General features: G+C 35.3%; 10 protein-coding genes. 3 read left to right on the top strand and 7 right to left on the bottom strand.

Annotation, left to right across the window (positions count from 1 at the left end; translation table 11 throughout):
* Window positions 1–206 precede the first annotated feature (206 nt).
* Entirely contained in the window at window positions 207–1,394 is a 1,188-nt protein-coding gene (locus OO775_RS04880) for a proline dehydrogenase family protein (protein WP_264845911.1), read from the bottom strand.
* A gap of 194 nt (window positions 1,395–1,588) precedes the next feature.
* Here OO775_RS04880 and OO775_RS04875 point away from each other — a divergent pair, with 194 nt between their 5' ends.
* From OO775_RS04875 to OO775_RS04865, 3 genes are read left to right on the top strand one after another with little or no spacing between them, the layout of a single operon-like run.
* The gene (locus tag OO775_RS04875) at window positions 1,589–2,407 is read left to right on the top strand and encodes a purine-nucleoside phosphorylase (RefSeq protein ID WP_264846045.1); all 819 of its coding nucleotides are present in this window, start codon (window positions 1,589–1,591) and stop codon (window positions 2,405–2,407) included.
* A gap of 43 nt (window positions 2,408–2,450) precedes the next feature.
* The gene (locus OO775_RS04870; RefSeq protein ID WP_264845910.1) at window positions 2,451–3,170 is read left to right on the top strand and encodes a 3'-5' exonuclease; all 720 of its coding nucleotides are present in this window, start codon (window positions 2,451–2,453) and stop codon (window positions 3,168–3,170) included.
* Complete coding sequence (locus tag OO775_RS04865) at window positions 3,148–4,833, top strand: ABC transporter ATP-binding protein (protein WP_264845908.1); 1,686 nt, start codon at window positions 3,148–3,150, stop codon at window positions 4,831–4,833. The genes OO775_RS04870 and OO775_RS04865 overlap by 23 nt, the downstream gene beginning before the upstream one ends.
* Here the strand turns inward: OO775_RS04865 and OO775_RS04860 are convergent.
* The 6 genes from OO775_RS04860 to OO775_RS04835 all read right to left on the bottom strand — a co-directional run bounded on the left by OO775_RS04860 (window position 4,830) and on the right by OO775_RS04835 (window position 9,275).
* Window positions 4,830–5,630, bottom strand: a complete 801-nt coding sequence (locus tag OO775_RS04860; protein ID WP_264845907.1) for a TrmH family RNA methyltransferase — start codon at window positions 5,628–5,630, stop codon at window positions 4,830–4,832. The genes OO775_RS04865 and OO775_RS04860 overlap by 4 nt on opposite strands.
* A 139-nt stretch (window positions 5,631–5,769) precedes the next feature.
* Complete coding sequence (locus OO775_RS04855; RefSeq protein WP_264845905.1) at window positions 5,770–7,320, bottom strand: DUF4301 family protein; 1,551 nt, start codon at window positions 7,318–7,320, stop codon at window positions 5,770–5,772.
* Window positions 7,321–7,484: 164 nt separating this feature from the next.
* A complete protein-coding gene (locus tag OO775_RS04850) occupies window positions 7,485–7,856 on the bottom strand; it encodes a hypothetical protein (RefSeq protein WP_264845904.1) in 372 nt (123 codons plus the stop codon).
* Between the two features lie 5 nt (window positions 7,857–7,861).
* The gene (locus OO775_RS04845; RefSeq protein WP_264845903.1) at window positions 7,862–8,527 is read right to left on the bottom strand and encodes a hypothetical protein; all 666 of its coding nucleotides are present in this window, start codon (window positions 8,525–8,527) and stop codon (window positions 7,862–7,864) included.
* A 2-nt stretch (window positions 8,528–8,529) separates the two neighbouring features.
* A complete protein-coding gene (locus tag OO775_RS04840; protein WP_264845902.1) occupies window positions 8,530–8,826 on the bottom strand; it encodes a M12 family metallopeptidase in 297 nt (98 codons plus the stop codon).
* A gap of 53 nt (window positions 8,827–8,879) precedes the next feature.
* Window positions 8,880–9,275: a hypothetical protein gene (locus tag OO775_RS04835; protein WP_264845901.1), complete on the bottom strand. Its 396-nt coding sequence runs from the start codon at window positions 9,273–9,275 to the stop codon at window positions 8,880–8,882.
* Window positions 9,276–9,298: the final 23 nt, after the last annotated feature.

The raw sequence follows: 9,298 nt of genomic DNA, 5'->3' as shown, positions 1-9,298 counted from the left end.
ATCAAATTCACACCTGTATCTTAGGTATTTTGTACTCAATTTATCAAATTCACACCTGTATCTTAGGTATTTTAATTCAATTGTGCTTATCATTTTATATATAGTACCTAAAAATAAGGCTATATTTTTAAATTATCAATCAGAAATAATACAAAAAAAGCGAGGTAACTAAAATACCTCGCTAACTATAAATAAAAACCTATTTTTTAGAATAAAGAAATGCCTCTTCGTTTCATTTCTTGACCAATGAGCATTAGTTCTCGCCCACTTTGTCCTTTAATAGATGTATTTTCTTGAGCTCTACGAACCAGATACGGAATGGTTTTCTTCACAGGTCCAAAAGGCAAATACTTAGCAACATTGTATTGCTCATTTGCCAGATTAAAACTCAAATGATCACTCATTCCGTAGAGTTGCCCGAAGAAAATCGTTGGTGTATTGTGAGGGATTTGCTTCTGTTGCATAATTTGGGTCAGAAGAAGTACGCTCTGCTGATTGTGAGTGCCTGCAAAAACGGCAATTCGGTCAATGTGTTGCCCTACAAATTGAAGTGCCGCATCGTAATTTTCGTCGGTAGCTTGTTTGTTGGGACAAATCGGTGAAGGATATCCCATTTCTTTGGCTCGTTTGTTTTCTTTTTCCATATATGCCCCACGAACAATTTTCACTCCGATGAAAAAATCATCTTGCTCTGCCTTGTCTAACAACGATTTGAGGTAAGGCATTCGGTCGTGTCGATACATTTGTAAGGTATTATATACAATGGGTTTTTGTTTGTTAAACTCACGCATTAGTTGCTCTACAAGTTCGTCAACAGCAGGTTGTATCCAACTTTCTTCGGCATCAATCAGTATCGGTATGTCGTACTGATGCGCTTTCTGACACACGTTTCTATAGCGAAGTTTGATGTTTTCCCATTGTTTTTGCTCATCTTTGGTAAGTGATTTGTTTTCAGATACTTTCTGATAGATATTCATCGCTCCAAATCCGGTAGGTTTAAAAACTGCAAAAGCAATCTGACGATGTTCTTTGATGAAATCAAGCGTATTGATTGTATATTGGTACGTAGCTTGATAGCCCGCCTGGTCACTATCGCCTTCTACGGCGTAATCAAGTACCGAAAGTACTCCGCTATTGCCCATTTTTTGAATTACAGGCAAACAATCTTCTTGGGTAACTCCCCCACAGAAATGATTGAAAATAAGAGGTTTGACTGCCCATTCTACGGGAATATGTAGTTTGAGAGCCACATTGAGCAACCCAATACCAACCTGTGTAAGAAACGGATTGTCTATAAGTTTGAACAGATGATAACTTTTGCGAAGCTCTTTGTCGCTTTGTAAGGCAAAAGCCACTTGGGTATTGTCTAAAAATGAAGGTTTTGTAGTGGTCATAAATGTGTTCTTTTCAAAAGTAAATGTTTTTCTAAAAGAAAACGATTGCACAAAAGTACTATTTTTTTCTGGATAAAAAAGTTTTTTAGCGAAAATATTTATTCCGATTCACATTTATATAATTGACAATAAAAACTTTTCATGTCTTTATTTTTATTACCTTTGTAGCCTAATTATCAAAATAAAAAAGAATGATGTACCATCTATTTGAACAAACCGCACAATACATTCGCCCTTTTATCACAGAACAAACACCTGCATTTGCCATTGTTTTGGGGTCAGGTTTAGGCGATTTGAAAAAAGAAATCGAAGTTATAAGTGAAATTCCGTACGCCAACATTCCCAACTTCCCACAAACAACCGTACAAGGACACGGCAACAAACTCATTTATGGGAAAATAGCAGGCAAATACGTACTTATGCAAACTGGACGCTTTCACTATTACGAAGGATACTCTATGCAAGAGGTAACTTTCCCTATGCGGGTTTTTCGCCTTCTGGGAATACAAAATGTTATCGTGTCAAACGCTTCTGGGGGCGTAAATCCGACTTTCTCCATCGGCGATATAATGCTTATCACCGATCATATCAATATGTTTCCTGAACATCCGCTTCGGGGCAAGAATTTGGACAAGTTTGGAGCGCGCTTTCCCGATATGAGTCAAACATACGATAAGCAAATGCTCTCCCTTGCCCAACAAATAGCTCAAAACGAAGGAATATCTGTTCAAAAAGGAGTGTATGTAGGCTTACAAGGTCCCACATTTGAAACTCCGGCCGAATACGGAATGGTTAAAGCCCTGGGAGGCGATGCCGTAGGTATGAGTACCGTCCCAGAAGTTATTGTAGCACGCCATCAGGGAATGCGTGTATTTGCTGTATCGGTCATTTCTGACTTGGGCGGAGCCGATATTGCCCCCAACGTTTCGCATGACGAAGTCCTTGAAGCAGTCAATAAGGCAATGCCCAAGGTAATTTTACTAGTCAAAAGATTTATCGAAAAATTCTCATAAGAAACATATCTGTTTTACATCTTGTTGTTATTTTATTTTTCTTATGCAAATTGCACGATTGAATCTGACGCAAATACTATTCTTAGATATTGAGACCGTACCTCTGTATGCCAATTATAACGAACTTCCACAAGAAGAACAAATTCTCTGGGAAGAAAAAACACGCTATCAACGGCAAGAATTACTATCGGCCGAAGACTTCTACGAGCGAGCAGGCATTCTGGCAGAGTTCGGAAAGATTGTTTGCATTTCGGTAGGCTATTTTTGGTTCAAAGCTGGCGAAAGACAATTTCGCGTTCGGTCTTTTGTGGGTGATGAACTTCGTATTTTGCAAGATTTTTCTAATCTTTTGCAGATGTATTTTAGTCAATCCAACAAGTTACTCTGTGCTCACAATGGTAAAGAGTTCGATTTTCCATTCATCGCAAGACGCATGATTATCAATAGGTTACCTCTGCCTGAACTTTTAAATCTTTTCGGTAGAAAACCTTGGGAAGTTCCACACTTAGACACCCTCGAACTATGGAAATTTGGCGATTACAAACACTATACATCACTCCAATTATTGGCGTATATCTTAGGGGTGCCGTCTCCAAAAGAAGACATCAAAGGGAGTGATGTACGCCATGTTTTTTATCTTGAAAACAATATAGACCGCATACGTACCTATTGCGAAAAAGATACCATAACTGTGGCGCAAATTTTCCTTAGGCTACGCAACGAGTCTCTTTTAACTCCTGATGAAATTTACGATGCAAACTAAGTCCAAATTACTCTCAGTCAGCAATCTCTCGGTGCAATTTGCCGAAAAAAAAGTACTTCACCACATCTCTTTCGATGTTTTTGAGAATGAAATTGTAGGAATTGTGGGAGAGTCAGCAAGTGGCAAGTCAGTTACTTCGCTTGCTATAATGGGACTTTTGCCTAAAAAGAATGTCTCACTCACCGGAGCGATATTCTTTCAAGGGAAAAACATTCTGACAATGACTCAGCGAGAATTACAACACTTGCGAGGAAGTACCTTTTCAATGGTTTTTCAAGAGCCAATGAGTTCTTTAAATCCGTCTATGACCTGTGGCAAGCAAGTTGCGGAAATCTTGGTTGAACATACCTCTTTGTCAAAAAAACACATCAAAAAAGAGGTTCTAAATCTTTTCAATCGAGTGAAACTTCCCGATGTACAACGTATTTTTGATAGTTATCCGCATCAACTCTCAGGAGGACAAAAGCAACGCATTATGATAGCTATGGCAATCGCCTGCCGTCCTAAACTCCTTATCGCCGATGAACCCACAACTGCCCTTGATGCAACCGTTCAGAAAGAAATTATAGAGCTACTCAAATCTATTCAACAAGAAACCCATATGAGCATACTCTTTATTTCGCACGATATTTCTTTAGTTTCGCAAATATCAGATAGAGTTGTGGTTATGTTCAAAGGAGATATTGTTGAAGAAGGCTCAGCACAAAAGGTTTTTTATTCTCCCAAAGCCTTATATACCCAAGCACTTTTGGCTTCTAAGCCATCGACTGATATTCGGCTAAAACGCTTGCCTACTATTCAAGATTTTTTAAATAATTCCATACAAAATCAAGTAGAAACTCCTGAAAATCGTACTGAAAGACATCAGAAAATATATGCTTCTCCTCCCCTTTTACGTATTGAGAACCTGACTAAAACATATGTTTCAAAGGCAGGAATCTTTCAGAAAGAAAAATCAGTTGTTGCGGTCAATTCTGTAACACTTTTTATCTACGAAGGAGAAACATTGGGCTTAGTTGGCGAAAGTGGTTGCGGAAAAACAACTCTAGGGCGAACACTCATTCAACTCGAAAAAGCTACTTCGGGACAAATTTTCTACAAAGGAAATGATGTTACAAAGTTAAATACGAAGCAACTACACTCCTTTCGCAAAGATATACAACTCATCTTTCAAGACCCTTATTCTTCTTTGAATCCGAGCAAGAAAATAGGTGATGCTATACAAGAACCTATGAAAGTACATAAATTATACAAAAACAATTCCTTTAGAAAACAAAAAGTTGTCGAACTTTTGGAAAAAGTAGGTCTTTCAGCTTCTGATTATGACAAATATCCGCATCAATTTTCAGGAGGACAACGCCAACGTATCGGAATTGCCCGAGCAATTGCTCTACACCCCAAGCTAATTATTTGTGATGAATCAGTATCGGCATTAGATATTTCCGTACAAGCTCAAGTGCTGAATTTGCTCAATGACCTAAAAGATGATTTCGGTTTTACATACCTATTCATATCGCATGACTTATCAGTTGTAAAATATATGAGCGACCGCATTGCCGTAATGAACAAAGGTGAAATAGAAGAAATTGCCGAAGCCGATACACTATATCTTTCGCCACAGAAAAGCTATACACAAAGACTTATCAAAGCAAGCGATTATTAAATTTCTTTGCGAGAACGCACCGCTTCAAATACAATAATAGCTGCTGCCACCGATACATTCATCGAATCAATACGCCCCCTCATCGGAATAATAATATTCTGTGAAGCGTGTATCAGCCATTGCTCCGATAACCCAACATCTTCTGTTCCTACAACAATAGCTGTACTTCGCCGATACGAAACTTCTGTATAAGGAACTGAGGCAGAAAGCGCTGCACAATATATTTGGAAGTTTTTTTCTTTGAGAAAAGAGATTATTTCGTGTGTTGTTCCCATAGCAATTTGAGTAGTGAATATACACCCCACACTCGAGCGAATCGTGTTAGGATTATACAAATCTGTTTTGGGGTTGGCTATCAGTACTGCATCTAATCCTGCGGCATCAGCAGTACGAAGTAGCGCTCCGATATTTCCTGGCTTTTCAGGCGCTTCCATTACGAGTATTAACGGATTTTTATTAGCAAACACTAAGGTATCCAATGAGTGTGGTTTGCTATGAACTATGGCAAGTATGCCTTCGGTTGAAGTTCGATAACTTATCTTTTGATATACATCAAGAGATACCTCAATCAATTTCAAAGATGGAATATTCTGAAAAAGCTGTTTTACGCTATCTGAAGAAATAATTTCAGGTTGAAAAAAAATAGTTTCAAAAGTATAATTTCCGTCAAGAGCCAATTGTATTTCTCGTTCCCCTTCTACCAAAAAGCGCTGTGTTTTCTTACGATAACGTGATTTTTCGCTCAAAGTAACTATTTCTTTAACAAGCGGATTTTGCAAACTTGTAATATGTTTCATTATTTTTTATACTTTTTCCAACAAGAATACATAACAATATAACATTTTTTGAATTTTGGGAGCATTCAACCTTTTGTAACTAAAAATGGTAAAACGCTGATTTTACCATTTTTAGTTTTTAGCTTTTACGAAGTCTTCTTTATCCCAAATGGGTTTTTTTAAGTAAATCGTTTATAGTTTTGACAGGATTAAAAGTAATTAGAGGTACTTCAACAAAGAGTGTAATCCAATGAGCCATTGCTCCATTCCAAAGTCCTGGAAGTTCTAAAGCTTTTAACTTACGCCCTTGATAGGTTTTTTCGGAAATGAATCCTTGTTTGGTGTCCATATATTTTTCCAAGTCGAAAACTTCACCTTTGTAGTTTTTGATACAACAAACCAAATCAACTGGATTAAAATGTGTAGAAGTTTTTAGAATTTCAGCCTGTTTTATATTCTGCAAATCAACTTGTGCTGACTCTACAATCTGCAAACTTATTTTACCATTTTCATCTTTAATCCAAAACGGACCTCCGCCAGGTTCTCCTTCATTTTTGACCATTCCGCACACACGAATTGGGCGATTTAATTGCTCAAAAACATATTCAAGAGCATGTTTTTTAGTGAATTTATAAACATAATCAGGTACTTGTATATTGATTTCCGTAAGAAAATCTAATATTTTACTAATTTCTTTCTTTTTAACTTTATCTTTAACTATTTGGCGAAGAATTTTATGTGTTTTAGAACGTACATCTTCGAGTTTTCCTGCTAAAACTTCTTTGTAAAAAACCGTTTCGTCTGTGTAATCTTTAACAACAACATTATCAATATTTTTGATAAAAATTATATCGGCAGTCATCTCTCCAAGATTTTTGAGCAATGCTCCGTGTCCAGCTGGGCGGAAAAGTAGTTTTTCATTTTCATCACGGAAAAATTCATTTTTCTCGGTTACTGCAACAGTATCAGTACTTGGTTTCTGACAAGAAAATGTAACATCAAAATGAATCTGATAGCGTTTTTCCAATACGGGGCGTATTTCAGCCAATTCTTTCAAAAAGGCGTCTGTATGTTGTTCTGCAATCGTAAAATGCAAATGCGCAACCTCTCCTTGTGAAGCATATAAAACTGCCTCGCGGAAATGTTCTTCAAAAGGCGTAACAACTTTTTCGCTATGCTTATGAAAAGGCAGTAACCCTTTGGGTTTATCTCCGTAAGCAAAAGGTTCTTCTTCCAAAAGAAGCGTAACAATTTTATGTTTTTTAGCATCTTCGCTTAATTGGTCAAACTCTTTGGAATGTTTTTTGATATAGGCTGTCAAAATAGGATAAAAAGCAAATTTTTCTATATTATCAAAAAATTCTTTCAAATCTTTTGCTTTTTTCTCAGAAATATATGCTTCAACTGATTGTTTTTCAGGATTGTATTTCTGTTGAAACTCGAACAAACTCTTAAACATACGAGTTGCTGCTCCCGATGCTGGTACAAATTTCAGTATTTCAGCGGCTTGTTTTTTCTTTTGATATATTGATGCAAATTTGATTGCCTCATCTTTATCAAATGCCGAAATTCCATCATTTATTGTTGCAGGACGAAGCAGATGTATAGGTGTGATTCCTTCTTTGAAAAATTGAAGCTGCACTTCGAGCATAGTCTGGGTAATTCCTTTTTTTTCAAGGATTTTTAAATCGGTATTAGTTAATGTACTCATATTTTATATTTTTGCTTTCTTGGTTTTATTACATTGGATAATGTACAGATGCAAGGCATTGTGTCTCTACGTTTTGTTGCTACAAATTTACAAATTATTTTCGTAATATCATAGAAAATATTTATAAACAAAAAGGGAACTATTGAATAGCTCCCTATATATTTTTATTCGACTTTTGTCTTTTTTAGAATTTTTGTAACAATATAACTCGTTCGTATATTTTCATATTCATCAATATAAAGTTCTCTATTGATTTTTGTTTCACTTTTCAATACCTCCACCTGATAACGATACCCTTTTTCAAATTCTTTAAATGTCATTGTACTCAGTTTCTTTTTCTCACCTTCATCGGTAATTACAACAAAACATTCTGTTGGGAAAATTGCCCCAGTCAAAAATACTTGACAATCTTCTTTGTAAGGTTCTATTGTATAAATATGAATTGTTTCTATCGTTATTTCATCAGGTTCTTCACTTTTTTTACTACAAGAATAAAATACAAAAGCTATCAAAACAAATAAAACTATCTTTTTCATAATTATTATATTATTTCGATGAATGTATCTCTTCTTAAAGTTGCATCATTCCCAACATCCTTAGGCACAAAAATATTCTTACCCCCTATTTGAACTTCTTCTATTTTGAAGAAAATTTTAGGAGAATAAAGAATTCTTTCTAAAATTTTTTCTCTTCTGAGGTCACTTGTTCCTTTCACTTTTCCCGTTAAAGAAACTTTTACTGAATAAAGTCCCTTGGGAATATCAATATTTACAATCTCTTCTTCCCATTTAAAAATTTCTTTGGTAAAAGGTATTTCTTTTTTATAAAAAGGATAATAGCTATCTTTCTTCTGAATAGAAATCGTTACCTTTATATCAAATTCATCTAATGAAAAACTTCCCAATCCAAAAGCAAATGGGCCATCCCAAAAAGAAGGAGGTACAGGTTTATCATCTGGTATTTTAGGTGCTTTAAAAAGGTCATAATTTATTTCAAATCTTTTTGCTATACCAAATTTTATTTTTGTATTTTCGGGACATCTCAAATATTTAGTTGTTTCATATTTATAAGGTGAGAAAATCGGTGTAGGGTAATCTCTCTCAAATGTAAAATGTATTGGAGGTTGAATTGCTATAAGTCCTTTCGCATCTCCATTAGATAAATAACTACGCTGTCCACTAAATATAGAACCATCTTTTTTAGTCATTACTAATACAAATACTTCCTCATTATTTTTTTAATTGGATAATACGAACCATAAAGCATAATAGAATTAAAATCAAACTCTCCTATATCAAGTCCTTTTTGTCTCAATTCCTTATAAGTTCTAAATTGGCATATATCATTAGGAAGTTTTAATTCACTGAGATTTACATTTATATAATTATCCCTATCAGCTCTACATTGTTCGTGATACAATCCCAAAGCGTGGCAAATTTCGTGTATGATAACTCCTTTACTCCAAGCTCTTGTAGAAAGATTAATTTCTTGCCTACCTCCTTTCATTCCTATCCAATCAGAATATGTTATCCATTCATTTGTATTATGATACTTAACGTCTATATAGTTTTAGACTCATTATAACGTTCATAAAAAGTCAAATAAGTCTTTTCTTGTATTTCAGAAATAGCTTCTATAAAAATTCGTTTATTAGCTGCACTAATATTATTCAGTGCATAATAAACCTTATTATCTGGCCATTTCCTTTCTACCCGAGCCGCAGAAGCTGATAAAGGAAGTCCCATCGAATCCTTCTCAAAAATATGAAGGTCTTCTTTTTTTATAATAACATCCCCCTGAAAAATATAACTATCTCCTGTATCTATAACATCTGCTGGACTTCCCCATAAATTGATAGTTGTCGCTTTGTAATTATCTTCTGTATTCTGATGTATCTGAGGTGCTTCTTTTTCCTTCTCAAAATCTCTATTACACGAAGTAATAAGAACCATCATAAGAAACATTTTTATAAAAAAAT

The organism is Capnocytophaga catalasegens (genome assembly GCF_026005215.1).
Taxonomy (GTDB): domain Bacteria; phylum Bacteroidota; class Bacteroidia; order Flavobacteriales; family Flavobacteriaceae; genus Capnocytophaga; species Capnocytophaga catalasegens.
The sequence above is the reverse complement of the archived record's forward strand: the minus strand, read 5'-3'. Positions and strand labels throughout refer to the sequence as shown.